This window comes from Luteibacter sp. P1_D3 (assembly GCF_056406135.1).
The window spans coordinates 86,533-111,275 of record NZ_JBFUAT010000005.1; the positions used below are offsets into that span (position 1 = coordinate 86,533).

Below are 24,743 nucleotides of genomic sequence, written 5' to 3' on the forward strand. Positions count from 1 at the left end.
TTGCGAAGATGAACGCCATGACGCAGCCCACCGATATCGACCTCGACCTCCGCCACATGACCCCTTCGGTGCGTGCCTCGTTCCGACTCACGTCGGAGCGGCACACCCTCGACCATCTGCTCGACGAACTGGGCGTGACCGGTGCCCGGTGCTGGCAGCGCGGGGAAACGGAGGGGGATACCTTGCAGCGTCGCAGCCACGGCTGGTGCGTGGAGTTACCGGAGCAGCGGACCTACTCGCTCGACGATGCCCTCAGCCAGTTGCTGGCCGTGCTGGCACCGCGCCGGGACGACATCGTCGCGACCATCCGCAGCCTGGAACTCGACGCGCATGTTGGCTTGCACGTGCAGGTCGCGGGCGACCGTGTGCCGGCCTGCTACTGGTCACCAGTTAACATCCGGACCGTGGCGCTCTACGGAGCCTCGCTGGAAGCCAATATCGCGGTATCCCCGGTCGCCTGATGCCTGCTCAGAGCATGCTGCTCAGAGCATGCCGGTTTCGAGCTTGGCCGCATCCGACATCATCGAATGGTTCCAGGGCGGATCGAAGACGAGGTCGACGTCCGCTTCGACGACCGTCGGGATGAGTTCGAGCTTGGTGCGGACATCGTCGACAAGGATGTCGCCCATGCCACACCCGGGCGCGGTCAGGGTCATCTTCACGTAGGCCTTGCGCACGCCTTCGTCGTTCGACTCCAGGCTGACGTCGTAGACCAGGCCGAGCTCGACCACGTTGATCGGGATTTCGGGATCGAAGCAGGTACGCAGCTGCTGCCAGACCAGCTTCTCGACTTCGTCGTCGGAGGCACCGTCTTCCAGTTCGATCGGACGAGGCGGTTCCTTGCCGAGCGCGTCGGCATCGCCGCCGGCGATGCGGAACAGGTTGCCTTCCACATACACGGTGAAGCTCCCACCCAGGGCCTGGGTGATGTAGCCGATCTGGCCGGCCGGAAGCGTCACCGTCTCGCCCTGGGGCACCATGACCGCCTGGCAGTCGCGCTCGAGGGTGAAAGGTTCGCTGCTGAGGCTGAAACCGCTCATTGCTGTCCTGTAAAGGCCGCACCGCGGCCGCAAAGTCGTCGATTATGCGCCCGCCGGGAGCCGACGGTAACCATCCTGCAGGCTAGATCGGGGCGACGGCCGACCGCCTCAAGAGCGCGCCGCCCGCTGGCCCGCTATCATTGCCCCCCTTTACCCGCCCCCGGATCCCATGCGCCATCGGAAGGAACACCATGCCGGCTGAGCGTTTCCGCCGCCTCCCCGGCCTTCTCTTCGGCGCCTTTTGCGCCGCCGCGTTCGGGTTCGCCGCCGGTGCCGTCTGGATGGTGCCGTCGATGATGTTCGGCCGCGCCCTGCCGGCGCTGGTGCTTCCGGTGGGCTGGGTGCTCGGTATCGTGGTCCGGCGCTGGCTGCGCATCGAGCGCGGACCGGGCTCGGCCCTGGCGGCCCTCGCCACCCTGCTTGCCTCGGCCTATACCGCCTGCCTGGTGGCGGCGGCGACCATCTCGGGGATGATGGGCATCGGCTTCGGCCAGGCCATCCATGACGCCGGGGCGGGCATGCTGCTCGAACTGGCCCGCCTAGCGCAGGGCCCCTGGGATCTTTTTCTCTACCTTGCCGGCGCTTTGCTCGCCGCCCTCGTCGCGTGGCCGGTCGGGCGTCGGACGGCGGGACGCTCCTGACTTCATAGGCCGTAAATACCCGGCCCATGAAGATGGCGGGTGCGGAACCAGTCAACCGGCGGTCGCCGACCGCGTTTACCGGAGAGATTCAGGCTGTATGGAGCATCAGGATGCCAAGACCGACGAAGCGAAGGGCGCCGTGAACGGCTCGCTCGCGCTCGACAGCGCATCCCTCGACGATGTCCGCGAGGTTCCTGCGAGCATGGACGCCTTCCTGGCGGCCATCGAGCGGCGCGCCTGGCGCATGGCCGAGATCCATCTGGGTAACCGGGAAGACGGCATGGATGCGGTGCAGGACGCGATGTTGCGCCTGGTCCGTCACTACGCCGACAAGCCACCGGGCGAGTGGACGCCGCTGTTCTGGGGCATCCTCCGCCGCCGTATCGTCGATCTCCAGCGCCGCCGCAAGGTGCGCTCGATCATCGTCGGCTGGATCGGCGGGGGCCGCGACGACGACGGCGACGAGCTTCCGGCCTGGGAGCCCGCCGACGACAGTCCGGACCCGTCCGCCCGGCTGCAGGACTCACAGGCGTATGGCGACATCGTCGTCGCGGTACGCAAGCTGCCCCAGCGGCAGCGCGAGGCTTTCACCTTGCGCATCATGGAAGGGCTGGATGTTGCCGAAACCGCAGCCGTCATGGGCTGCTCCGACGGTAGTGTGAAGACTCACCTTTCGCGCGCGATGCATGCGCTGCGCGATCAACTGGAGGCATGGCGATGAGCCAGCACGATCGAGACCTCGAACGTCGCGCCCGGGAACTCTACCTGCGCGCCAGCCGCGATGTGGATCCGGCCACGGCCGGCCGCCTGCGCGCGGCCCGGCGTACCGCGCTGGCCGCGCCGCATGAATCCGCGACACGTCGCCTGATGCTGCCCGCGGGCGCCTTTGCCGTCGTCGCGCTGGCGTCGCTGATGCTCTGGCAACCCGGTTCGGCACCCCCGTCGGCACCCCCGTCGGTCATGCAGTCGGCAGATACGGAGGCGACCGATCTCCCGCCGGATCCCGACAGCGCCGACCCCGCCCTGTACCAGAACCTGCAGTTCTACAGCTGGCTGGCCTACAACGACACGCAGCCGTCCGCTGCCCATAAGTGATCCCCATGCGCCGCGTCCCTTTCGTCATCGCCACCGCGCTCGCCCTGGCTGCGCCTCTCGCCGCCACGGCCCAGGACCGTCCGCCACCCGGGGGTGCCTGGCCCACCAGCGAGCAGCCGCAGGTGCCGCCGCGTCCGTGGAGCCAGCTGACGCCTGACGAAAAGGACATCCTGTCCCCGGTCGCGCACGACTGGGACAGCTTCCCGCCCCGGAAGCAGTCGCACATGCTCGAGATGGCGCAGCGCTGGAAAGGTCTGCCGCCGGAACGCCGTGCCGAAATCCGCGAGCGCATCGACCGCTGGCAGCACATGACGCCGGACGAGCGCGCGGAAGCACGCAAGAACCAACAGAAATTCCAGGACCTCAGCCCGGCGCAGCGCGCCAAGCTGCACGACGCCTTCGAGCGGTTCCGCACCCTGCCCCCGGCGCAAAAACAGGCGCTGATGGAGAAGTGGCGCAACCAGACGCCCGAGCAGCGCCGCCAGGCGATCGACAACATGGGTCCGAACGACGCCCTCCCGCCCCCGCCGCCCCATGGCGACAGGCCGGGCGAGCGTGGGCCACCGCCGGACGGTTCCGCTAAACTGGGCGGATGACGCAGACCACGCTGGACCTCCTCGACCGTCGCCGCTCCGTGCCCTCGCGCCAGCTCGGCGAACCGGCTCCCGACGCCGCCGCCCTCAAGCGCCTCCTCGAAGCCGCCATCCGGGTTCCGGATCACGGCAAGCTGGAGCCATTCCGGATCCGCGTACTGCGCGGCGAGGCCAAGCGGCAGTTTGGTGCCGAACTGGCCAGGCTCGCGATCGAGGCCAACCCCGACCTCTCCGACGCCAAGCGCGAGAAAGAACTGAAGCGCTATGAGCACGCACCGCTGGTGCTCGTCGTCTCGGCGAAGATCGACGACGAGAGCAAGGTGCCCGAGCTCGAACAGAACCTTACCGCCGGCTGCGTGGCGTACAACGTGCTGCTCGGCGCCCAGGCGCTCGGCTATGGCGCGCAGTGGCTCACGGGCTGGGCGGCCTACGATCGCAGCGTGGCCCGGCTGCTCGGCATGAAAAAGCACGAGCACGTGATCGGCTTCATCCACATCGGCACGCCCTCGATGGACGCGCCCGAGCGAGAGCGCCCGGCCTACGACGACATCGTGAGCGTGTGGTCGCCGTGAGCGGGGATTCCCTCGTCCACCTGGTCGACGGCAGCCTCTACGTCTTCCGCGCCTGGCACTCGATGCCGGACGAATTCCACGACCAGGATGGCGAGTCGGTCAATGCGGTGCACGGCTTCACGCGGTTCCTGTGCGAACTCCTGGAGCGCAGCCGGGCGGAGCATGTCGCCGTCGCGTTCGATGCCTCGCTCACCACGTCGTTCCGCAACGCGATCTACCCGGCCTACAAGGCCAATCGCGAGCTGCCGCCGCCGCAGCTCGTGCGCCAGTTCTCGCTCTGCCGCGAAATCTCCGCGGCACTGGGCCTGAGCGTGCTCAACGACCATCAGTACGAAGCCGACGACCTCATCGGCAGCGCGTTGTGGGGCCTGCGTTCGCATGGCTTCCGCGGCGTCATCGTCTCGGCCGACAAGGACTTCGGCCAGTTGCTGGGCGAGCACGACGAACAGTGGGATTTCGCCAAGAACGTCCGCTGGGGACCGAGCGGCGTGTTCGACAAGCTCGGCGTTCACCCACACCAGGTGGCCGACTACCTCGCCCTCTGCGGTGACGCCGTCGACAACATCCCGGGCGTTCCCGGCATCGGCGCAAAAACGGCGGCTGCCCTGCTCGCTCACTTCGGCAGCCTCGACGCGGTACTCGACCGGATCGACGAGGTCCCGTACCTGCGCATCCGTGGCGCGGCGGCCTGTGCGGTCCGCCTGCGCGAGCACGCGGAGCAGGCCTTGATGTGCCGCCGGCTGACCCGGATCGCCCTCGACATCGCCGTGGCCGAGACCGCCGATGCGCTACGCCGCCGCCAGGGCGAAGCGGCCACGCTCGACGAACTCTGTGAACGCCTGCGCTTCGGGCCGCTCACCCGCTCGCGGCTGCGCGCGCTGATCTGAGGGGATTCCACCCAACGTCACACGGCCGCGCTACCCTTGGCCGGATACTTCGTATCCACCCTCCAGGAGCCCGACCATGCAGACCAGCCCGTTGCCCCACGCCTCGCCGATCCCCGACGACGCCAGCGCACCGGAAGAGGTGCTGCACAAGGCCAAGTGGCTGACCCTGAAGCGTCGCGGTCGCTGGGAGTACGCCGAGCGGAACAACCCCGGTGGCGCGGTGATCATTCTCGCGGTGACGCCCGACGACAAAGTCGTCTTCGTCGAGCAGTACCGCGTGTCGATCCTGGCCAACACCATCGAGATGCCCGCCGGCCTGGTTGGCGATCTCGCGGACGCCGAAGACGAAGACGTGTTGATCGCGGCACGACGCGAGCTCGAGGAAGAAACCGGCTACGCCTGCGGCAGGATCGAGTTCATCCACGAGGGCCCGTCGTCGGCCGGCATGAGCACCGAGATGATCGCCTTCGCCCGCGCCTGGGACCTCGTCCGCGTCGGTCAGGGCGGCGGCGACGAAACCGAGAACATCATCGTGCACGAGGTACCGCGCTCCGAAGCCGGCAAGTGGCTGTTCGACCGGGCCGCCGAAGGCTTCTCGATCGACGCCAAGCTGTTCGCCGGGCTGTGGTTCATCGATCACCCTGAAGCGCACATGCGCTAATGGGCCTCGGTAGGAGCCGATTCATCGGCGAGCTCTTCCTTCGGTGGGAACCGAGGCCAGCAACCTCAGGGAGCGCTGCTACGCAGCGGGTTTATTCACCATTCGCCGATGAATCGGCTCCTACCCGGGCTTCGTTGGGGCAGGTGCGGTAATGTCAATTCTTGTCGCTGAGTCACTCCCCGGTTAGCCTTCCCTCTGCTTCACCCGGCGCCGCCCATGTCTGTTCGCTTTGCCCATCTTCACCTGCACAGCGAGTATTCGCTGGTCGATTCGACCATCCGCATCAAGCAGCTGGTCGCTGCCTGCGTGCGCACCGGCATGCCTGCCGTCGCACTGACCGATGAGAACAACCTCTTCGGCCTCGTCAAGTTCTACAAGCAGTGCACGGCGGCAGGTATCAAGCCCATCGCCGGCTGCGACGTCTGGGTATCCAGCCCGGACGATCCGCGCCCCTGGCGGCTGACCCTGATGTGCCAGGACCGCGACGGTTACCTCAACCTGTCGCGCCTGGTCTCACGCGCCTGGCGCGAAGGCCAGGGCACCGGTCGCGCGCTGGTCGACGCCACGTGGATGCACCCGGAGAGCGTGCGCGGCCTCATCGCCATCGCGGGCCGGGAAAGCGAACTGGCTCGCGTGGCGCTTGGCGCCGGGCTGCCCGCTGCCGGGGTGCGCCTGGATTCGCTCCGCCGCCTGTTCCCCGATCGCCTCTACCTCGAGCTGACCCGTACCGGTCGCCAGCACGAGGAAGACTGGGTGCGCGCGGCGATGGCGCTTGCCGGCGACTACGAACTGCCGGTGATCGCCAGCAACGACGTGCGCTTCCTCGAGCGCGAGGGTTTCGAGTCGCACGAGGCGCGCACCTGCATCAACCAGGGTCGCGTGCTCGCCGATCCAAAGCGCCCGCACGACTACAGCGAAGAGCAGTACTTCAAGAGTGCCGAGGAGATGGAAGCGCTCTTCGCCGACATTCCCGAAGCCCTCGAGAACACGGTCGAACTGGCCAAGCGCTGCAACCTGGAACTGACCTTCGGCGAGTACTTCCTGCCGAACTTCCCGGTGCCCGAAGGCCACACGCTCGACACCTTCATTCGCGCCCAGGCGCAGGCCGGCCTGGAAGAGCGCCTCGCCGTGCATCCGCTCGCCGCAGGCAAGACCCGCGAGGACTACCAGGCGCGCCTGGATCGCGAAGTCGATGTCATCATCGGCATGGGCTTTCCCGGCTACTTCCTGATCGTGGCCGACTTCATCGGCTGGGGTAAGGACAACGGCATTCCGGTCGGCCCGGGCCGTGGTTCCGGTGCCGGCTCGCTCGTCGCCTGGGTGCTCAAGATCACCGACCTGGATCCGCTCCAGTTCGAGTTGCTGTTTGAGCGCTTTCTCAATCCCGAACGCGTGTCGATGCCCGACTTCGACATCGACTTCTGCATGGATCGCCGCGATGAGGTGATCGACTATGTCGCGCGCAAATACGGCCGCGATCACGTCAGCCAGATCATCACCTACGGCTCAATGGCAGCGAAGGCCGTGCTTCGCGACTCTGGCCGTGTACTCGGCATGGGCTATGGCCAGGTGGATCGCCTCGCCAAGCTCATTCCGAACCGCCCACTCGACCTCACGCTGGGCGACGCGCTCGGCCGCACCGAGAAGTCGAAGAAAGAGCCGGACCGCATCGTCAAGGAATTCTGCGATGTCTACGAGCAGGAGGAAGAACCACGCCAGCTGATCGACCTCGCGCTCAGCCTCGAAGGCCTCACGCGTAACGCCGGCAAGCACGCAGGCGGCGTCGTCATCGCGCMCACGCCACTGACCGACTTCGCGCCGCTCTACTGCGAAGCGAGCGGCGAAGGCGTCGTCACGCAATACGACAAGGACGACGTCGAAGCGGTCGGCCTGGTGAAGTTCGACTTCCTCGGCCTGCGCACGCTGACGATCATCGACTGGGCCGTGAAGGCGATCAACAAGCGGCGCACGAAGGAAGGTACCGAAGCGCTGGTGATCGAAGCCTTGCCGCTGGACGATCCCAAGGTCTACGACCTGCTGAAGAAGGCGCAGACCGTCGCCGTCTTCCAGCTCGAGTCGCGCGGCATGCAGGGCATGCTCAAGGATGCCCAGGCCGACCGTTTCGAAGACATCATTGCGCTGGTGGCCCTGTACCGCCCTGGCCCGATGGACCTGATCCCCAGCTTCTGCGCGCGTAAGCACGGCCGCGAAGCGGTGGAGTATCCGGATCCGCGCGTCGAGCCCATCCTGAAAGAGACCTACGGCATCATGGTCTATCAGGAGCAGGTGATGCAGATGGCGCAGATCGTCGGCGGTTACACGCTCGGCGGCGCCGATCTGTTGCGCCGTGCGATGGGTAAGAAAAAAGCCGAGGAGATGGTCAAGCATCGCGCCACCTTCCGCGAAGGCGCGGCGAAGGACGGCATCGATTCGATCAAGGCCGATGCGATCTTCGATCTCATGGAGAAGTTCGCCGGCTACGGCTTCAACAAGTCGCATGCCGCGGCGTATGCGCTGGTGTCCTACCAGACCGCCTGGCTGAAGGCGCACTACCCTGCCGAGTTCATGGCCGCGACGATCTCGTCGGACATGGACAACACCGAGAAGGCGGTCACCTTCCTCGAAGAAACGCGCGCCATTGGCATCAAGGTGCTACCGCCGGACGTCAACGCCTCGGACTGGATGTTCGAAGCGGTGGAACCGAAGGTCGTGCGCTACGGCCTCGGCGCGATCAAGGGCGTGGGCCAGGGCATCTGCGAGGAGATCGTCGCCGAGCGCAAGGCGAAGGGCCCGTACCGGGGTCTCGTCGACTTCTGCCAGCGCGTCGGCTCGAACAAGCTCAACAAGCGCACGATGGAGGCGCTGGTACAGTCCGGTGCGCTCGACGGACTTGGCGAGAACCGCGCCACCCTGATCATGCACCTGCCCGAAGCCATGCGTGCCGCCGACCAGGAAGCGAAGAATCGCGCCTCCGGCCAGGTCGATATCTTCGGCAACGCCTTCGGCGCGGCGGAAACGCCGAGCATCATCGAACTCTCCGGCGCCGTGCCGGAATGGCCGCTCGAACAGCTGTTGCAGGGCGAGCACGACACGCTCGGCCATTACCTGTCCGGCCATCCGACCGACCCGTGGAAGGGCGAGCTCGCCCAATTGTCGAGCTGCCCGATCGGCGAGATCCCCCAGCGCTACCAGCCGCCCAAACCGCGTCGCAACGACGACGATGAGAACGCCAGCCGTTTCCGTCGTGGCCCGGAAACACCGTGGACGGTAGCGGGCATGGTGGTGGGCATGCGCAAGCGCGGTGAAAGCGACGCCTTCGTACAGATCGAAGACGCCACGGGCCTGCTGGAAACCAGCTTCTTCCGCGAGGTCTTCACCGAAGCGGCACCCCTGCTCACACGGGGCACCCTGATCGTGGTCGAGGGTGGCCTGCGCATCGACGACTTCGCCGGCGGGTATCAATTGCGTGCCCGCAAGGCGTATGCCTTGTCCGATGCCATGGAACACTTCGGCCGCCTCCTGACGCTGCGACTCAACGGCATCGGCCCGGATTTTCCGCAGCACCTGCGCCAGGCCCTCATGGGTTATCGCGGCGGCCGCACGCCGCTGATGCTCTCGGGCTACCGTAACGGCACCGGCCAGGCCAGCTTCGAACTGGGCGAGGCCTGGCGGGTGCGTGCCCTGCCCGACCTGATGCGCACACTGCGCGCCTTGCCGGGAGTCTTGGGCACCGAGTTGCGGCTGGTGCGGCCGGCCGACTAAGCCGTACCGTGCGCCCAGCGCAAGTTCAGGCAGTTGACCTACACGGATTTCGGAAATCCGCTCAATCACTTACGCCGATCCTCCGTCATCCGTACCCTCGCGCACACCGCGCTGGGCGCCACTAGGTATAATCAGCGGTCTTGCCCGGATGCACCCTATTTCATGAATCCCAACTTCCTCGATTTCGAACAACCCATTGCCGAGCTGGAAGCGAAGATCGAAGAGCTTCGCCACGCCAGCAGCGGGCAGGCATTCAATATCGACGAGGAAGTAGGTCGCCTGCGTGAAAAGCTGAAGATCAAGACCGCCGAGATCTTCCGCAACCTCACGCCCTGGCAGGTCAGCCAGGTGTCGCGTCATCCAGCGCGCCCGTACACCCTGGATTACATCCAGGCCATGTGCGAGGAATTCCACGAGCTCAAAGGCGACCGCATGTTCGCCGACGACCAGGCCATTGTCGGTGGCCTGGCGCGCATCAATGGCCGCTCGATCATGATCGTCGGTCACCAGAAGGGCCGCGACACCAAGGCGAAGGTCAAGCGCAACTTCGGCATGCCGCGCCCCGAGGGTTACCGCAAGGCGCTGCGCCTGTTCAAGATGGCCGAGCGCTTCAACATCCCGGTATTCACCTTTATCGATACGGCCGGTGCGTGGCCCGGCATCAACGCCGAAGAGCGCGGCCAGTCCGAAGCCATCGCGCGCAACCTGCTCGAGATGGCCGAACTGCGCGTGCCGATCATCTGCACCGTGACAGGAGAAGGCGGTTCCGGCGGCGCGCTCGCCATCGGCGTCGGTGATCGCACGCTGATGCTGCAGTACTCGACCTACTCCGTCATCACGCCGGAAGGCTGCGCTTCGATCCTGTGGAAGAGCGCCGACAAGGCCAAGGACGCCGCCGAGGTCATGGGTCTCACGGCCCCGCGCCTGCTTGAGAATGGCCTGATCGACAAGATCGTGCGCGAACCGCTGGGCGGGGCGCACCGCAATGCCCAGTCCATGGCGATTCGCCTCAAGGCCGTCCTGCTCAACGAGCTCGATGCACTCGAAACGCTGGGCGTCGATAAGCTGCTCGAGAAGCGTTACCAGCGGCTGCGCGGTTACGGCGCCTTCACCGAAGGCTGAGCTTCGTCACATCGCGGCGGGGTACCATCGGCCTTCCATGCCCCGCACGCGGATCGAACCATGGCCAACGACGTCACCGATAAGCTCGCCGTCCTCATCGATGCCGATAACGCGCGTCCCGCGATCGTCGACGGCCTGCTCGCCGAGGTCGCCAAGTACGGCACCGCCCATGTGAAACGGATCTACGGCGACTGGACCGGCCCCCATCTCAACGGCTGGAAGACCGCCCTGCTCGATCACTCGATCCAGCCCATCCAGCAGTTCGCCTACACGTCCGGGAAGAACGCCACGGACTCGGCGATGATCATCGATGCGATGGACCTGCTTTACTCCAATCGCTTCGACGGCTTCTGCATCGTCTCCAGCGACAGCGACTTCACGCGGCTGGCCTCGCGTATCCGCGAAGCCGGCCTCATGGTCTACGGTTTCGGCGAGCAGAAAACGCCCAAGCCATTCGTCTCCGCATGCGACAAGTTCGTCTACACGGAAGTGCTCGTCGGCACGGTGGAGAACGAAGCGTCCGAGCCGCCGGTACAGCGCACGGCCCATGAGCTGCGCGGCGACACCAAGCTGGTCAACCTGATCCGCAACGCCATCGACGCCGGCTCCGACGAGAACGGCTGGGCGAGCCTCGGCGCCATCGGCAGCATCATCAACAAGCGCTCGCCCGAGTTCGACTCGCGCAACTACGGCTACTCGAAGCTGAGCGGACTGATCCACGGCATCGGCCTGTTCGAGGTCGAGGAACGCCAGGCCGGCAATGCGAAGCATCTCTTCGTTCGTCTTCGCGCGAAGGGCAAATGAACGTGTCGCTGGTCGATCACCTCACTGCAGCGCTGGACGACGTACCGGGCGCCACGCTGGTCGTCGCCTTCAGTGGTGGACCGGATTCCACCGCGCTGCTGCACGCACTCGCCGCGCAGATGCCCAGGCCGGCACTGCGCGCCTTGCATGTCGACCACGGACTGCATGCCGATAGCGCCACCTGGGCCGTACACTGCCGCCGGATGTGCGATTCGCTTGGCGTCCCCATCGAGGTCGTGCGGGTCACCGTGGACCTTACGCGCGGCGAAGGCATCGAGGCGGCCGCGCGACGCGCACGCCACGAGGCCTTCGCCGCAGCGCTGAAGCCCGGCGAACACATCGTGCTTGCCCACCATCGCGACGACCAGATGGAAACGGTGCTGCTCAAGCTGATGCGTGGTGCGGGACCGGACGGGCTGGCGGGGATGCGGGCGATGCGCCCGCTCGCCGCCGGGATCCTGTGGCGGCCCCTGCTGGATCTCCCGCGCGCAGCCCTGCTCGACCATGTCGCCACGCATGGCCTGTCGACCCTGCACGACCCCTCCAACGACGACCCGCGCATCGCGCGGGGCTACCTCCGCGCCACCGTCATGCCCGCCTTGATGGCGCAATGGCCACAGGCCGCCGTCAGCGTCACGCACAGCGCGCGCCTGTGCCGCGAGGCGGCGGACGCACTGCGTGAGAGCTGGATCGATGCACTCGATCGCCTGCGCCGTGACGAGAACACCCTCGATGCCCGTGAATGGCTCGACCTGCGGCCGGCGTGGCGCGCCCCGCTGCTGGACCACTGGCTGCACGCCATCGGCCTGAGCGCACCGACGACCGCGCAGCGGGAGGCACTCGAGCGACAGATTCGCGAGGCCTCGGCGGAACGCCTGCCGCTCGTCGGCTGGCAGGACACCGAAGTTCGCGTCTGGAAGGGGCGGTTATGGGCCATGTCCCGATACCAGCCGTTTGACGAGGCATGGACAGGCCTGTGGCACGGCGAGCCGATGACCCTGCCCGGCGGTGGCGTGCTGACGCTGGGCGGCGCGCGCCTCGCTGAACCGCTCACGGTGCGCTACCGGCGCGGCGGCGACCGGATTCGCACCGCCGGCAACCACATCACCAAGGAACTGCGCGATCTTTTCCAGGAAGGCGCCGTGCCGCCCTGGCGGCGACCGCGCATGCCCCTGCTTTGCGAAAACGGCAGCCTGATCGCGGTAGGCGACCGCTGGATGAGCGATCGCGGCAAGGCCTTGTTCGACGGAATAGGGGCCCTGCCGGTGTGGCAGCGCGGCGTTTCCGATTGATCAAAAAGGCCATGTGAGCTAATTTTGCGGGCATGCCGAAGTCCCCCGCCCCTGTTGCACCCGCGTCATCCATTGCCGAATTCGAGCATTCGCTCGACGAGCTCGAGCAACTGGTCACACGCATGGAAGGCGGCGAGTTGAGCCTCGACGAATCGCTCAAATCGTTCGAGCGCGGCATCCGCCTCTACCGGCACTGCCAAACGGCACTCGAGCAGGCTGAACTGCGCGTGCGCCTGCTGCTCGATCCCGAAGCCCCCGAGACCGCCGAACCCTTTGATTCCCACATCGACTGACCTGCCGGCGCCGCTGAAGGCGCTGGTCGGCCGGGCTGACGACGCGCTCGCGCGCGCGCTGCCCGGCGGCGACCTCCCGCCCGTGGAACTGCATGGCGCCATGCGTTATGCCGTCCTCGGCGGCGGCAAACGCCTGCGCCCGCTCCTGGTCTATGCGGCCGGACACGCGCTCGGCCGCGACGACGGCGTCCTCGACGCACCCGCCTGCGCCGTGGAGATCATCCACGCGTATTCGCTGGTGCACGACGACCTGCCGGCCATGGACGACGACGCCCTGCGTCGCGGCCGGCCCACCTGCCACATCGTTTACGGCGAAGCCATGGCGATCCTCGCCGGTGATGCATTGCAAGCGCTGGCCTTCGAGATTCTCGCCACGCCCTACAGCGACCATGACGATCCACTGGCACGCATCGCCATGCTGCGCGCCCTGGGTGCCGCCTGCGGCGCCGAGGGCATGGCTGGCGGCCAGGCCTTCGATCTTTCCGCGGTGGGCCAGAAACTGTCACTGGTCGATCTCGAGCGGATGCACGCCTACAAGACCGGCGCCCTCATCCGCGCCTCGGTACGTCTGGGCGCCCTCGCGGCCGGCTGCACCGATCCCGACCTGCTCGGCCGCCTGGACCGTTACGGTCACGCCGTGGGCCTGGCTTTCCAGGTACGCGACGACATCCTTGACGTGGAAGGCGAGTCCGCCGTGATCGGCAAGACCGCCGGCAAGGACGCCGCCGCCGACAAACCCACCTTCCCGTCCATCATCGGCCTGCCCGCCTCACGCGAGCGCCTCGACACGCTGGTCCGCGATGCCCTCGACGCCATCGAGCCGCTCGGCGCACGCAGCGAATGGCTCGCCGACCTGGCGCGCTACTCCGCCCAGCGCGCGCACTAATGTAGGAACCGATTCATCGGCGATGAAGACATGTAGGAGCCGACTGCGTCGGGGAACCCTCGACCCTACTATCGCGAATGAGGCCGTGCATCGCATCGCGCAGGCGGTTCAACCGCTCGCCATATCATCGCAATGCCTTCTTCGCACAACCGACAGCCTGAGGGTTCGCCGATGAATCGGCTCCTACACAGAGCGCGTCGGTCGTTTATCGAATGATGAGCAGCGACGCTTACGAGCGTTGCGCTCGACCACACGCAACCTCAGCGTCTGGTGTCGCGGTCGGGTTGGCCCTTGGGGCCGCATGAGCTGAGGGCCGCTCAGTTATCGGCCGGAGCGAGCGAGGCGGCGAACGCCGCTAATACACGCGCCGCGAAGCGGCGGTCCTTTCAAAAAAAGAGCCCGCTTGCGCGGGCTCTCTTCACACCTGTTTGCGACAACTCAGCTAACCAACCGCAACGCGAACGGATAGCGGTAGCTGCCCGTCTGACTCACGCGCACGGCGGCGAGGATGCAGAAGACGATGTTGAGGATCCACAGCACGACGTGCAGGAAAGCGCCGATCAGGATGACCGTGAGGATCCAGCAGATCACGTAACCCAACAGGACGGTGAGCTGGAAGTTCAGGGCTTCCTTGGACTCGGTGACGAGATAGGACTTGTCGGAACGGTCCTTGTTGATCAGCCATACGATCAACGGAACGATGATGCTGAAAAGAAACCCGGAGAGATGCGTCAGCATCGCGAGGTTCTTGTCATCGTTTCCATGGGAAACCGGCGGAACCGGCTCATACGGCGGCGGGCTCGGCGGGGGCGACGGTGGAATCTGGTCGGACGGCGTACTCATGGTGCGACTCCGGTGGCGATGTCGGCCCCACTGTCGGAGAGCGCCGGGAGCGTGTCAAGCCGTCCTTACGGCACATGCCGCCCCGCGAGGGGCGGCATGCCTCGATCACTCGCCGGCGATCGTCATGTTTTCGATCAGCCAGGAGCCGGTGAGGATGTGCGAGCGACGGTCCACGTCGTTACCCACGGCGACCAGGTTGGCGTACATGTCGCGCAGGTTGGCGGCGATGGTGATCTCTTCGACCGGATAGGCGATCTCGCCGTTTTCCACCCAGAAGCCCGACGCACCGCGCGAGTAATCGCCGGTAATGATGGACACGCCCTGCCCCATCACCTCGGTGACGAGAAGGCCGGTACCGAGCTTCCGCAGCATGCCGGCGAAGTCGTCATCGCCCGTCTTCACCAGCAGGTTGTGCACGCCGCCTGCGTTACCGGTGGAGGTCAGGCCGAGCTTGCGTGCCGAATAACTGCCGAGGATGTAGCGCGAGAGCACGCCATCGACGATCAGGGGGGCATCGATCGTGGCGACGCCTTCGGCATCGAAGACCGACGAGCCCATGGCGCGCGGAATGAGAGGTTTCTCATCGATACGGAACCACGACGGCAGGATCTGCTTGCCGACATGGTCTAGCAGGAAGCTGGAACGGCGATACAGCGATCCGCCGCTCACCGCCCCGAGCAGGTGGCCGATGAGCCCGCGGGAAATCTCAGGGGCGAACAGCACCGGCGCCTGGCGGGTACCGAGACGCCGTGCGTTGAGACGCGACAACGTGCGCTCGGCGGCCTTGCGCCCAATGGCCGCGGGATCCATGAAATCCGCGGCACGGCGCTGGCTGTCGTACCAATAGTCGCGCTGCATGCCGTCATCGTCGTCACCCGCGATCAGGGCAACCGACAGCGAGTGCCGCGTGCCGCGTTCACGACCGAGGAAGCCGTGGGAGTTGGCGTAAACGGAGAGGCTCTGCCCCGCGTTCACGCTGGCGCCGTCGGAATTGGTGATGCCGGCGATGGCCCGTCCGCCGTCCTCGATCTCCTGACCCAGGGCAATGGCGCGATCGACATCCAGGTCCCAGGGATGCCAGAGGTCGAGGTCCGGGAAGCTCGTGGCCATGCGGTCGGCCTCAGCCAGGCCGGAGGCCGGATCGTCCTCGGTGAACCGGGCGATGGCGCAGGCCTGGTCGATCGTGGCCTGGATCGAGTCCGGATTGAGGTCCGCCGTGCTCGCCGAGCCCTTGCGCTGACCGAAGTACACGGTGAGCGCGAAGCCGCGGTCGCGCGTGTGTTCGACGGTTTCGACCTCGCCCAGGCGGACATTCACGTTCAGGCCGACATCGACACTGGCGGAAACTTCGGCCTGGGTCGCCCCGGCGGCGCGGGCCCTGCGGATGGTGTCCTCGGCCAGGGTGGCGAGGCGATCGAGGTCCTGCTGACTGCTGTCGACGGTGGAAACGAGGCTCACGTGGGCTTCCCGGGGGGCTGGCGGTTAGAATGGCAGGCCGCACGCGGCCAATCCCATCCAGATGGGGTCGCGTCACCCGTTTAAAAAGCAACGCACCGCGCATGGTGCCATGGAACCCATATGAGCATCCGTGTCGGCCTCTACCGCCACTTCAAGGGCATGCCCTACCGCGTGCTGGGCACCGCCCGGCACAGCGAAACCATGGAAGAACTCGTGGTTTACCAGGCCCTCTACGGTGAGCACGGCTTGTGGGTCCGCCCCGCCGCCATGTTCGCCGAGACCGTCGAGCACGACGGCCGCACGCAGCCCCGCTTCGCCTTCGAAGGTGAAGCCACCGACCTATTCGCCACGCCGGAGACCCAGCCATGAAGCCCTACGACGATCGCCCGAAGAAGGACGACGAAGAAGAAGACTTCGGCCCGAGCCGCAGCGAACTGCGCCGCAATGCGCTGGACATGCTCAAGCTGGCCAAGCAGCTGGTCGAGCTACCGCCCAGCCGCATCCCGAAGCTGAAGCTGCCGGAAGATATCGTCGACGAGATCGGCCGGACCCGTAAGGTCACCGCCCACATCGCCCACAAGCGCCAGCTGGCCTTCCTCGCCAAACAGATGCGTCGCCACGGCGATGAGGCCTTTACCGATGCACGCGCCGCCCTGGGCGAAGACCGCGACCGCCAGCGCCAGGAAGCCGCGCACATGCATCGCCTGGAAGCGCGTCGCGAAAAGCTGATGGAAGGCGGCGACGTCGCTCTCGGTGAACTGTTCGACGAATACCCGCAACTCGATCGCCAGCACCTGCGCTCCCTCGTCCGCCAGGCCAAGGCCGAACGCGAAGCGAGCAAGCCGCTGCATGCGTTCCGCGAGCTCTACCGGATCATCAAGGAACTCGAAGCCGGCACGGGCGACGACGAAGCCTGAGCGTCACGCTCCCTGTAGGAGCCGATTCATCGGCGATGCTCTTCAAAAAAAAAGTCGGCGCTTCACAGCGTCGGCTTTTTTTTAGTTAGCCGCCAGCAACAACGAACGCAGCAGCCGATGCCACATGCGTGGCAGGCGAAGCGACGAAGGCACCCAGCATCAGCAGGCAGGTCAGGACGCTGGCGGCGAAGAAGGTGTGCAGCATGGCGGTTTCGAATTTCATGGTCGTTGTCCTTTAGACGATGTTTGAGGTGGGGTCGTAGATACCTCTGCATCGGGCGTGCCAACGGAAGAAATCGGCTGCAGGGCGCATTCCTGTGCGGTTCTCGTGGGACGGCAAAGCGCGGTGTCCGTGTCCGCGGACGGTGTGCGGAATGTCCGGACGAGTGTCCGGGGTTGCGGCGTTCGGTGCTGTGAGCTGTCTGCTTGAGATCGGGAGATTCCGGCAACCTGGTTATCGCCGATGAATCGGCTCCTACAAAAAGAAAAAGCCCGGCGTTAGCCGGGCTCTTCTTTTCGCACTTCGTTTTCTTACCAGCCGATCCCGAGTTCGAGATGTTCCGGCTGCGTCTCGATCAAGGTCGAGCTCTGGTCGGACACATCGTCGTACGCGAAGCCGTAGGCCTTGCCGTTCACGCCGTGCAGGTGCCAGAAGCGCGAATAGTAGTTCGCCGGCGACTGCAGGTAGAACGAGGAGGCATCCTTCCACTGCGTGGTGTCTTCCATCACGTGGCGGTTGAACGCGGCACAGATCTGCGCCTCCAGTTGGCCTTCCACACCCCAGGGGTCGTTCGACCGGGCCAGGGCGCCCTTGCCTTCCAGCACATCCTGCGTGGTCGGCTTCTGCACGTTGAAGAGCATGCCTTGCGGCTCGTCCGCTTCGTGGGTATCGGCCCAGTTCGTGTGGCGGAAGGTCAGCACACCGTTGACCACCGACCCTTCGAACTGTTTGTTACCGATCGTCATCTCCAGCAGATGGCTCTGGTAGTACGTCCACGAGTCGTCGATGTAGCCGTCGAAGTAATGCTCCTGCGGCTTGCCCACGTCGAACTGATCCTTGCCCGGGGCGAGGATCCGGATCGGATCGGCCTCGGTCAGGGCGAACTCCGCCGGCACTTCCTGGTTGTACTGCGCGAAGATCTGCGCGCGGGTCTGCGTGATGCCGGACGCCACGTGACGGGTCTTGTTGCCGCCAAACACATCGAGCGCGAGCGGGATGGAGAACTGATCCACCTGCGTCGTGTTGATGAAGATGGCGTTGTCGTTCCAGGTGAACTCGTACCAGTCGTAATACACGCCAATGTTCGGATCGGTACCGTTGAGTGGGTTGGGACCCGCGAAACCGATCGAATCGTCGGCCGCCTTGAGCACCTTGATGTACATCGGTTCACCGACCGAGACGAAGATCCGCCCGGAATCCAGCTTCGGCAGCAGGAGCAGCTTGGACTGCGCCAGCGTGAAGAAGTAGTTCGGGTAGTTCTGGCCGTTCTTGGTCAGGTGGCCTGCGCCATCGTTGTCCTCGACCTTCAGCGGTGCGACGGTGCCATCCGGCTTGACCCACGAGAACACGTTGGTCTTCGGGTCGCGACCGATCACGGCGACGTACACCTTGTCGTCGGTCCACTTGCCGTTGGTCGTGTTGCGCAGCTGGGTGCCGATGAAGCCCGGATACACCGAGTAATCGAAGCCCTGCGACGGATCGCCCGAACCAGGCTGGGTCGGCTGGGTCGGCGTCGTACCGTCACCGTCCGTACCGTACACCTCGAGTTCCCACAGCGAGTAACCGTACTGCGTGCTGCGCTTGATGCCGTGCATGCGGACGTACTGCGCCGAAACCGGCGTGAACGTACGCGTCTCCACGCCACCGGTGCTCGCCGGATTCGCATCCGCCGTCTGCCAGGTGGTGTGGTCGGTGGACACTTCGATCACGTACGACGTGGCGTGCGCGTTCTCCCAGTTGAGCACCACCTTGTTCACCAGCTTGACCGAACCGAGGTTCACTTCGATCCACTGGTCGTCGGTGAAACCGGAGGACCAACGCGTACCGGCATCGCCGTCATTGACGTTGGCCGGCTTGAACGCCGTCGGATTCTCCGAATCCGATGCGACCACCGGACGGTTCAGCGCGAGATTGCTGGACCCGGAGACCGGCTGCTGCGGAGCGGCCGGCTGCTGCACGACAAGGGTCGCCGGCTGGCTGGTCGCGGTGCGACCGGCCGTGTCGGTGACGACCACGTCGTAGTTGCCCGCATCGGCCATCGTGGCGTTGAAGCCGAGGCTGGCCTGGGTGGCACCGGCGATCGACGCACTGTTGCGGCGCCACTGGTAACCCACCGTGCCATTGGCCTTGACGCCGACAGTGAAGTTGGCCGCCTGGCCTGCCGTCACCGTCTGCGACTGCGGCTGGCCGACAATCGTCGGTGCCGTCGCGGCATAGACCTCGAACTCGAACATCGACACGCCGTAGTCCGTGTTGCGGTGCAGGCTGTTCATGCGAACGTACTGCGCGGTCTGCACCGGGAAGGTCTGCGTATCTACGCCGCCCTTGCCGACGACCGGACCGACCACGGTTTTCCACGTCGTGCCGTCCGACGACACATCGATCGTGTACTGGGCGGACGACGCGTTCTCCCAGCGCATGATCACGTGGTCGAAGCTCTTCGGCGAACCGAAGTTCACGATCAGGTCGACCGGGTCCTGCTTCTGGATGGAACCCCAACGGGAGTTGAAGTCGCCGTCGATGGCCGCGCCGGGATTGAGGTCCGGGCGCTCGGTGTCGTACGAGGACGACGCCGTGGCACCGATGGCGATGTTCACGCCACCCTTGCCGTCACCCGGTGTACCCGGGCTGGGCGGATTGCCGCCACCGTTGTCGTTGCCGCCGCCATTGTTCGGCTGCGTGACCGGGCCGGCCCACGTCGGCGGATCGATACCGGCCGTGGAGTTGTCGACCGTCAGCAGCACATTGTTGCTGGCGGTGGTGAGGCCCTGTGCACTGACGACATTGACACGGTAAACGGTGCCGTTCTGCGCAGCCGTGAGGGCACGCGTCGCGTAGTTGCCATCGGCCGTGCTCGACACGAACGTGAGCACGTCCTGGTCGTTGGCGTCCTTGGTGACCGTGTACCAGTCGTAGCTGAGCGGACCGACGCCCGTCGCCTTCACCGAGAAGGGCGCGGAACGACCGACACCGGCGGTCTGGTTGGAGGGCTGGGYGGTGATCGTCGGCGCGACCACCTTCGTGCCCTTCACGCAGAGCACGTGACCCGGATTGTTCTCCGCCACTTCGCGACGGATATCACCCAGCGAGCTCACCTGGAAGGCGAAGGTCGAATCGTTCGGATCCTGCCCGGCCGTCCACGTGTTCCATGCACCCGGGAACGCTTCGCTCGAGTAGCTCTGACCACTGATGGCCAGCGCTTCATCGACCGTCGGAAGGCGCATGCCGTCCTTCGCGCATTCCTGGATGGCGACCGACTGGGTGAACTGCGCGCCCTGGTCCGTGAAACCGCGCTGCACGCGATCCCACTGCAGGCCACTCAGGTTGTCCGTTACCAGGTTCGAACCCGTCGCGGACGTGTAGCGGTCCGTGGCGGCACAGCAACCGGGCGAGTTGTACACCTCGAACTCATACAGCGAGTAGCCGTAGTCCGTGGCGCGCTTGATGCCCTGCATGCGGACGTAACGACCCTTGACCGGGTGATCGAAGGTGAAATCCTCCGTGCCGCCGGTGCTGGTGTCGGTGTGGTACGCATCCTGGAAGCCACTATCCGGGCTGTCCGAGTACTGGATCTTGTACTCGCTGGCGTGGGCGTTTTCCCACTTCAGCACGACACGATTGAACGTACGCGACGAGCCGAGGTCGACCGTCATGAACGCTGCATCGTCGCCGATCTTCGAGCCCCAGCGCGTTGTCTCGTCGCCGTCCACGGCCTGCCAGGCAGCGGTGCCCTGGGTGTTCTCGACGAGCGAGGAGGCCGTCACTTTTTCACGCGCCAGGTTCGCACCCGGCGGAGCCAGCGTGAGCTTGGCGGTCGTCGTTGCCACCGTGCCGGTGATGTTGCTCACCGTGACGGTATACGTACCGATATCGCTCTGCTGCACGGCGGGAATCGTCAGCGTCGGCAAGTCGTCGCCCACCGCCACGCCACCGACCGACCACTTGTAGTGGAACGGCGAGGTACCGGCGACCAGGCTGGTCACGTCGAACGTGGCCGGCTGGCCGGGGTTCGCGCGGACGTCGGCCAGCGTGCCCGTAAACACCGGCGGACGCGCGGCGTTCACCGTGAGTGCCGCCGCCTGCGACGGCACGTTGCTGCCGAAGTTGCTGATGACGACGGAGTAGTTGACGTTGCTGTCCGCGATGCTCAGCGTCGGCGTGTCATAGCTCGGGCCATTCGCGCCCGGAATCGCCGACGCGCCCTTCATCCACTGGTAGGTGAGCGTCGGAGAGCCCGCTGCAACCACCTGGAAGTGAGCTTGCTGGCCCTCGTCGACGTTCTGCGCCTTGGGTTGGGTGGAGATGACCACCGGACTGAAGGCAAACACCTTGAGTGCGGCGCTGCTGGACTCCTGGTCCGGACCCTGGCCGTGCACGACCACGCTATAGGCCGAACCGTCGTCGGCACGCGTCGAGGCCGGCGTGACGTAGCTCGCGCTGGTCGCACCGGGAATCTCGACGCCATTCTTCTTCCAGGTGAAGCTCAACGGCGGCGTGCCGGAAGCGGTCACCGAGAAGTGGCCGACATCGCCTTCGGTGATGTCCTGCTCGATCGGCTGCGCAATGATCGACGGCGGACCCGATGCAGTCGGCGGCGCCGGCACGTTGACGATGGCGAACGTCGCGCTACCGGCCGTGAGGCCTGTCGCGGACGCGGTCACCGTCACCTGGCCCGGGGTGAACTTCGAGCGCAGTGCGATCTTCTGCAGGCCACCTTCGAACTGCAGTTCCGACGAACCCGGCGAGTGGTAGTTGTGGATCGGCTCCGGGATGCCGCCGTTGTTGTCCGGCACTTCACCGGCGCTGTAATCGACGTACTGCTGCGTGCCGCCCTGGTACGTCACGATCGACGCACCGCTGGTGACTTCGAAGGTCACCTTCTGCGCGGCATCCGGCACGACGATGCCATTGGCATCGACCACCTTCGCAACGATGAAAGCCGCGTCCGAACCGTTGGCCGTAACCTGGAAACGCGTGCCATCCGGCTTGACCACGTTCGGGACGACATCGAGCTCGATATGATCGGCCTTGCCTGCGGTCGTCAGCGTATCCGACACGGGCTGGCCGTCGGCGCCGTTACGCACGCTACCCAGTGCATCGATGCACTGCGCCGTCGCGGTACCTGCCTGCCACGTGACGTTCCAGTGGACCTGGCCCGGCAGCTTCGTGGTGGCCTGCGCCTTGCTGGAGCCGACGATCTTGCCGGTGTCTTCGTCCGTAGGACCATTTTCGGCGGCGTACGACACGTCGTCGATCGTATCCCAAGGGTTCGGCACCTGGTCGCTACCCTGCGGGATACCATTGATGAGCAGGCGAACCTTGGGACAGTTACTGAAGGCATTGACCTGGATGTCGCCGGTGCGATTCCAGGTGTTCGCCAGCTTCACCACGGGACGCAGGTCATACGGCACCCAGACCGACTCGTAGATGTAGTACAGCATGCGCGGGAAACGGTTCGCATCGGTCATCGATGCGTTGTTGCCACGCACGTTGTGACGGAAGCCCTTGATCGGCTTGCCATCAGGATGCGTCGCGATGCTGCCGTCCGGGTTCTTCTGGTACGTCCAGTGCGTGGCGTCCTCGAGACCTTCGACCATCTCGATGACTTCGCCCGGCGTATCGGACATGTACCACTGCGCCATGCCGAAGGTGCCGACCTTGCGGGCCTGCGAGTACGGCACGAGGTAGTTCAGCGCGAACGCCAGCTCGTAGTCGTACGAATGGCGAAGCGTGCCCGGACCCCAGTACTCCGCACCCCAGGCGGGCTTGTTCGGAAACTCGTTCGAGTGCAGGTAGGTTTCGCAACCGGCCTTCGAGCAGCTGAGGATATCGCCGTTGGCGGCGTCCGGCGTGCGGTCGGCCGCGGCGCGGGGATTGATGCTGTCCCACGTGCGGGCAAGCGCGCGGAGCTCGACGGCGAACGGCGTCGACATCACGCCATTGTCGTGCTCCCAGGCCAGGATCGACGGGTGGCTGCGATCGCGGATCACGATGTCGCGATGGACCTCGCGCTTGATCGTCCACATGTCGTTGCACTGCTGGTCGCCTGCCTTGCAGGGCGTGGCGAAGCCGTTCTCGCCGTCGCCGCTGGGCTGGACGATGAACACGCCCAGCGCATCCGCGGCCTCGACGAACTCGGGGCTCGACGGGGAGTGGCCAGGACGCCAGAGGTTGCCACCGCCGGCAGCGAGCTGCTGGAGGTCACGCCATTGCTGCTCCTCGGGCACGGACGAACCGAGCGCGGGATAGTCGTAGCGACCCGAGCCGCCCCACATGTACTGCTTCGCGCCGTTGACGTACGGGAAGTCCTTGTCCCAGGTGATGACACGGATGCCGAGCGTGCTCTGCTTCGCATCCACCACCACGCCGTCGATGCTGACGGTATGCAGCACCTTGTACAGGTACGGCTTGCCGTTGACGCTGTTGTTCGGGTACCACAGGTGCGGATTACTCACCTGGAGGCTTTCATCGAACACCGGCGTTTCGTTGCCCGGCACGAAGTTCGCCGGCAGCGTCTTCTGCTGCTGGTCGGACTTCACGACGTTGCCATCGGCATCGACGATCTGCGTGGTCAGCGTCACCGTCTTGGCGGCGTTGGTTTCGTTGGCGATGTTGGTCTGAACCCTGACCGTCGCCGTGCTGTGGTCCGCACTGAGGCTCTGGGTGCCCACGTACGTGCCCCAGGTGTTCTGGCCCGCGTAGACGTTCTCCGGGATGTGCACGAAGTTGGTCACGTGCAGCTTTACCGGGCGGAACAGACCCGCTTCGGCCTGGCCGAAACGGAACGAACCGGAAAAGCCCGGATCCTCGAAGAAGCCACCGCCGCCGCGACTGACCTTGACGGCCAGGACGTCGGTGCCGTCGAACTTGAGGAAGGGCGTCAGGTCCACGATGTGCGGCAGGAAGCCGATAACGTGGGTGGCGTTCGCGTCCGGCTGACCGGCCTGGTTGAGCACGCCGGTACCGGGCACGAAGTGGCCGTTGATGTAGACGCGGTCGCCAGTGTGGGCGCCTTCGAACTCGACCATGACTTTCTTGCCGGCGAACTTCGCCGAGTCATCGAGCTTGACGCGATACCAGCTGGTCTCGCCGTCCAGGCTGCCCTGGCCGCCGCCGGACTCCTGGTTGATGAAGGTGGTGAAATCGTTGGCGGCATGCGGGATACCGACGGTCAGCCATGCGCTGTCGTTATAGGTCGGGATCGCGCCGTCGTCACCGTTGGGTAGTGGTGCGTACACCACCGGGTCATTCGGGTTCTGCACGGCCTGCTTGGTGTATTTCCAGGGCCGTGCGCCGAGGTTGATGTCCTGGCGATCCGATGGCGCGACGGTGACCGCTTGCGCGGTCATCGTCGCGCCAAGGAGCACGGTCGCGAGCAGGCTTGCCAGCCGCCCTCGTCCGTTCGCCCTGCGTTGCAAGATCGGGTGTGTCTGCATTGGGTGTGGGTCCCCTGTGAGAGCCGCTGTGGGACAGCGCGTTCGCAACAGGCACGACGGCACGAGCCGGCGAGTCGAGCTGCCGGCTTACTGCGATCGATACGAGGTGAGTGGGAGGCTATTTAGCCGTCCATACGCTGTCTGCCGGCGGAYCATCCGCCTGCCTGATGACACTCACAATACCTTGCGATCACCCAATCGCAGGTTTCTCCACCATACGC

General features: G+C 65.6%; 21 protein-coding genes. 16 read left to right on the forward strand and 5 right to left on the reverse strand.

The window, feature by feature from the left end; translation table 11 throughout:
* Positions 1–8: 8 nt before the first annotated feature.
* Positions 9–461 (forward strand): DUF4279 domain-containing protein, encoded by a 453-nt coding sequence (locus AC1DYM_RS05535; RefSeq protein ID WP_477336751.1) that lies wholly within the window; start codon positions 9–11, stop codon positions 459–461.
* A 21-nt stretch (positions 462–482) separates the two neighbouring features.
* Here AC1DYM_RS05535 and sufT read toward each other — a convergent pair whose 3' ends face one another.
* A complete protein-coding gene (gene sufT / locus AC1DYM_RS05540) occupies positions 483–1,040 on the reverse strand; it encodes a putative Fe-S cluster assembly protein SufT (RefSeq protein WP_477336753.1) in 558 nt (185 codons plus the stop codon).
* 191 nt (positions 1,041–1,231) lie between these two features.
* On the opposite strand from sufT, the gene AC1DYM_RS05545 reads away from it, so the two are divergent.
* The 13 genes from AC1DYM_RS05545 (at position 1,232) to AC1DYM_RS05605 (ending at position 13,648) form a co-directional block, all read left to right on the forward strand.
* On the forward strand, positions 1,232–1,681 hold the full coding sequence (locus tag AC1DYM_RS05545) for a hypothetical protein (RefSeq protein ID WP_477336755.1): 450 nt from the start codon (positions 1,232–1,234) through the stop codon (positions 1,679–1,681).
* A gap of 97 nt (positions 1,682–1,778) precedes the next feature.
* Positions 1,779–2,402, forward strand: coding sequence for an RNA polymerase sigma factor (locus AC1DYM_RS05550; RefSeq protein WP_181016715.1), 624 nt, complete (start codon positions 1,779–1,781; stop codon positions 2,400–2,402).
* On the forward strand, positions 2,399–2,776 hold the full coding sequence (locus AC1DYM_RS05555) for a hypothetical protein (RefSeq protein ID WP_477336757.1): 378 nt from the start codon (positions 2,399–2,401) through the stop codon (positions 2,774–2,776). Before AC1DYM_RS05550 ends, AC1DYM_RS05555 begins: the two co-directional genes overlap by 4 nt.
* A gap of 5 nt (positions 2,777–2,781) precedes the next feature.
* Positions 2,782–3,372, forward strand: coding sequence for a DUF3106 domain-containing protein (locus AC1DYM_RS05560; protein ID WP_477336759.1), 591 nt, complete (start codon positions 2,782–2,784; stop codon positions 3,370–3,372).
* The gene (locus AC1DYM_RS05565; protein WP_477336761.1) at positions 3,369–3,941 is read left to right on the forward strand and encodes a nitroreductase family protein; all 573 of its coding nucleotides are present in this window, start codon (positions 3,369–3,371) and stop codon (positions 3,939–3,941) included. The genes AC1DYM_RS05560 and AC1DYM_RS05565 overlap by 4 nt, the downstream gene beginning before the upstream one ends.
* On the forward strand, positions 3,938–4,828 hold the full coding sequence (locus AC1DYM_RS05570; protein ID WP_477336763.1) for a 5'-3' exonuclease: 891 nt from the start codon (positions 3,938–3,940) through the stop codon (positions 4,826–4,828). Before AC1DYM_RS05565 ends, AC1DYM_RS05570 begins: the two co-directional genes overlap by 4 nt.
* 76 nt (positions 4,829–4,904) lie before the next feature.
* Positions 4,905–5,489: an NUDIX hydrolase gene (locus tag AC1DYM_RS05575; protein ID WP_477336765.1), complete on the forward strand. Its 585-nt coding sequence runs from the start codon at positions 4,905–4,907 to the stop codon at positions 5,487–5,489.
* A 216-nt stretch (positions 5,490–5,705) separates the two neighbouring features.
* Positions 5,706–9,251, forward strand: a complete 3,546-nt coding sequence (gene dnaE, locus AC1DYM_RS05580) for a DNA polymerase III subunit alpha (RefSeq protein WP_477336767.1) — start codon at positions 5,706–5,708, stop codon at positions 9,249–9,251.
* 162 nt (positions 9,252–9,413) lie between these two features.
* Positions 9,414–10,373 carry an acetyl-CoA carboxylase carboxyltransferase subunit alpha gene (locus AC1DYM_RS05585; RefSeq protein ID WP_477336769.1) on the forward strand — a complete coding sequence of 320 codons (960 nt, stop codon included), beginning with the start codon at positions 9,414–9,416 and terminating at the stop codon, positions 10,371–10,373.
* A gap of 60 nt (positions 10,374–10,433) precedes the next feature.
* Positions 10,434–11,177 (forward strand): NYN domain-containing protein, encoded by a 744-nt coding sequence (locus AC1DYM_RS05590; RefSeq protein ID WP_477336771.1) that lies wholly within the window; start codon positions 10,434–10,436, stop codon positions 11,175–11,177.
* Positions 11,174–12,469, forward strand: coding sequence for a tRNA lysidine(34) synthetase TilS (gene tilS, locus AC1DYM_RS05595; protein ID WP_477336773.1), 1,296 nt, complete (start codon positions 11,174–11,176; stop codon positions 12,467–12,469). Before AC1DYM_RS05590 ends, tilS begins: the two co-directional genes overlap by 4 nt.
* A gap of 32 nt (positions 12,470–12,501) precedes the next feature.
* A complete protein-coding gene (locus AC1DYM_RS05600; RefSeq protein ID WP_477336775.1) occupies positions 12,502–12,762 on the forward strand; it encodes an exodeoxyribonuclease VII small subunit in 261 nt (86 codons plus the stop codon).
* A complete protein-coding gene (locus AC1DYM_RS05605; protein ID WP_477336870.1) occupies positions 12,746–13,648 on the forward strand; it encodes a polyprenyl synthetase family protein in 903 nt (300 codons plus the stop codon). The genes AC1DYM_RS05600 and AC1DYM_RS05605 overlap by 17 nt, the downstream gene beginning before the upstream one ends.
* Before the next feature lie 438 nt (positions 13,649–14,086).
* On the opposite strand, the gene AC1DYM_RS05610 is transcribed toward AC1DYM_RS05605, so the two are convergent.
* Together AC1DYM_RS05610 and pmbA are read right to left on the reverse strand one after the other, a co-directional pair.
* Positions 14,087–14,491 carry a DUF4870 domain-containing protein gene (locus AC1DYM_RS05610; protein ID WP_477336777.1) on the reverse strand — a complete coding sequence of 135 codons (405 nt, stop codon included), beginning with the start codon at positions 14,489–14,491 and terminating at the stop codon, positions 14,087–14,089.
* Positions 14,492–14,596: 105 nt separating this feature from the next.
* Complete coding sequence (gene pmbA / locus AC1DYM_RS05615; RefSeq protein ID WP_477336779.1) at positions 14,597–15,949, reverse strand: metalloprotease PmbA; 1,353 nt, start codon at positions 15,947–15,949, stop codon at positions 14,597–14,599.
* Between the two features lie 120 nt (positions 15,950–16,069).
* On the opposite strand from pmbA, the gene AC1DYM_RS05620 reads away from it, so the two are divergent.
* Positions 16,070–16,318: a DUF1653 domain-containing protein gene (locus AC1DYM_RS05620; protein WP_477336781.1), complete on the forward strand. Its 249-nt coding sequence runs from the start codon at positions 16,070–16,072 to the stop codon at positions 16,316–16,318.
* Positions 16,315–16,866, forward strand: coding sequence for a ribosome biogenesis factor YjgA (gene yjgA, locus AC1DYM_RS05625; protein ID WP_477336783.1), 552 nt, complete (start codon positions 16,315–16,317; stop codon positions 16,864–16,866). Before AC1DYM_RS05620 ends, yjgA begins: the two co-directional genes overlap by 4 nt.
* An 85-nt stretch (positions 16,867–16,951) precedes the next feature.
* Here yjgA and AC1DYM_RS05630 read toward each other — a convergent pair whose 3' ends face one another.
* On the reverse strand, positions 16,952–17,089 hold the full coding sequence (locus AC1DYM_RS05630) for a hypothetical protein (RefSeq protein WP_477336785.1): 138 nt from the start codon (positions 17,087–17,089) through the stop codon (positions 16,952–16,954).
* Between the two features lie 308 nt (positions 17,090–17,397).
* Positions 17,398–24,522 carry a beta-1,3-glucanase family protein gene (locus AC1DYM_RS05635; protein WP_477336787.1) on the reverse strand — a complete coding sequence of 2,375 codons (7,125 nt, stop codon included), beginning with the start codon at positions 24,520–24,522 and terminating at the stop codon, positions 17,398–17,400.
* Positions 24,523–24,743: the final 221 nt, after the last annotated feature.

Bases quoted from the DNA above. Each gene is read 5' to 3' on its own strand.
- AC1DYM_RS05600 (WP_477336775.1), top strand. From the start codon at position 12,502: ATGCCGAAGTCCCCCGCCCCTGTTGCACCCGCGTCATCCATTGCCGAA.
- AC1DYM_RS05560 (WP_477336759.1), top strand. From the start codon at position 2,782: ATGCGCCGCGTCCCTTTCGTCATCGCCACCGCGCTCGCCCTGGCTGCG.
- AC1DYM_RS05565 (WP_477336761.1), top strand. From the start codon at position 3,369: ATGACGCAGACCACGCTGGACCTCCTCGACCGTCGCCGCTCCGTGCCC.
- AC1DYM_RS05610 (WP_477336777.1), bottom strand. From the start codon at position 14,491: ATGAGTACGCCGTCCGACCAGATTCCACCGTCGCCCCCGCCGAGCCCG.
- AC1DYM_RS05555 (WP_477336757.1), top strand. From the start codon at position 2,399: ATGAGCCAGCACGATCGAGACCTCGAACGTCGCGCCCGGGAACTCTAC.
- AC1DYM_RS05630 (WP_477336785.1), bottom strand. From the start codon at position 17,089: ATGAAATTCGAAACCGCCATGCTGCACACCTTCTTCGCCGCCAGCGTC.
- AC1DYM_RS05575 (WP_477336765.1), top strand. From the start codon at position 4,905: ATGCAGACCAGCCCGTTGCCCCACGCCTCGCCGATCCCCGACGACGCC.
- sufT (WP_477336753.1), bottom strand. From the start codon at position 1,040: ATGAGCGGTTTCAGCCTCAGCAGCGAACCTTTCACCCTCGAGCGCGAC.
- AC1DYM_RS05620 (WP_477336781.1), top strand. From the start codon at position 16,070: ATGAGCATCCGTGTCGGCCTCTACCGCCACTTCAAGGGCATGCCCTAC.
- tilS (WP_477336773.1), top strand. From the start codon at position 11,174: ATGAACGTGTCGCTGGTCGATCACCTCACTGCAGCGCTGGACGACGTA.
- AC1DYM_RS05590 (WP_477336771.1), top strand. From the start codon at position 10,434: ATGGCCAACGACGTCACCGATAAGCTCGCCGTCCTCATCGATGCCGAT.
- AC1DYM_RS05545 (WP_477336755.1), top strand. From the start codon at position 1,232: ATGCCGGCTGAGCGTTTCCGCCGCCTCCCCGGCCTTCTCTTCGGCGCC.
- AC1DYM_RS05535 (WP_477336751.1), top strand. From the start codon at position 9: ATGAACGCCATGACGCAGCCCACCGATATCGACCTCGACCTCCGCCAC.
- yjgA (WP_477336783.1), top strand. From the start codon at position 16,315: ATGAAGCCCTACGACGATCGCCCGAAGAAGGACGACGAAGAAGAAGAC.
- AC1DYM_RS05585 (WP_477336769.1), top strand. From the start codon at position 9,414: ATGAATCCCAACTTCCTCGATTTCGAACAACCCATTGCCGAGCTGGAA.
- AC1DYM_RS05550 (WP_181016715.1), top strand. From the start codon at position 1,779: ATGGAGCATCAGGATGCCAAGACCGACGAAGCGAAGGGCGCCGTGAAC.